Annotated in this window: 1 protein-coding gene; it reads right to left on the bottom strand. The window is 37.5% G+C overall.

Annotated features, from left to right (window positions below; all coding sequences use genetic code 11):
- Nucleotides 1-105: 105 nt before the first annotated feature.
- The coding region (locus tag ACFIO3_RS13850) for a DMT family transporter (RefSeq protein WP_375704664.1) at nucleotides 106-1,023 on the bottom strand (918 nt) is incomplete at its 5' end.

A 1,023-nucleotide genomic window follows, 5' to 3' on the forward strand; every position in this document is an offset into this window, starting at 1 on the left:
TTTCAGCGGTATCATAGATCATTACTAATTCGATATTAGCTGCTTGTGCTGCTTCAAATATAAACGGGAGCTTTGTATTGCGCTGGCAAACTAACGCGAGTTTTTTCATTTTGTTTCCTTATTAAATTTGGAATTTGTGGCACGACGTTTTTGTTGCCATCCAGATACCTTTGATGCATCTATAAATAAGAATGTCATTCCTATAACAGCCATCATCATAGCAATTATTTTGATAATGTTGAGAGAAGGGCTCGAGCCGATTATCCATTCACATGTAACCACTGTAAAAGGGGATAATACGCCAATAGTGTTGGCGTATAATACACCTCCCTCAGCTAAAACTTTTTGGTACAAAACGTAAACTGGTGCCGAGCAAATAGTTCCTAAAATCAATATCTTAAATACATCTTCTAACTTAAGATATAAGAGTGGGGCAGGATCAAAAATGAATAATGGCATAAATGATGCGGCAGAAATTGTTGTAATCCAAGCCAGTGAGGTGAGCAAAGGTAAATGTTTAAGATAACGTTTAGACAATAAGCCATAAGCAGAGTAAGAAAGTGCTGCTGTTAAGGCAAGACCTACTCCTATCAGGTTATAATATCCACCTTCTCCACTGTTTATATTGAATGCTACAGCTGCTACACTGACAATTATCACTCCACTAAGCTTCAGCCATGAGAATTTAAGGACATTTGTCAATGCACCTAATATATAAGTAATCCCTGGAATAGTAGCAAGCACCATGGTTAAATCACTAGCTTTGAGTGATTTTAATGCACCAAAACTGCATACAAAATACAGCGAGAATCCTAACACTGAGAGAATAAAAAAAGCAGGTATCATGGAAAGCAATGGTAGGGATCTGAAAACGGCTTTCTCACGAAATAGTGCAATTAACCATAAGGCGGCAGCGGTGGCAAACAACCTAAGTTCAACCGCATGCATGACGGGTATATTGCTAACCAAATTCTTAGATAATAACCAACTTATGGAAAACAATGCTAGAATAGCAAAGGTAAA

Source organism: Bartonella sp. AD328YNZD (assembly GCF_042196425.1).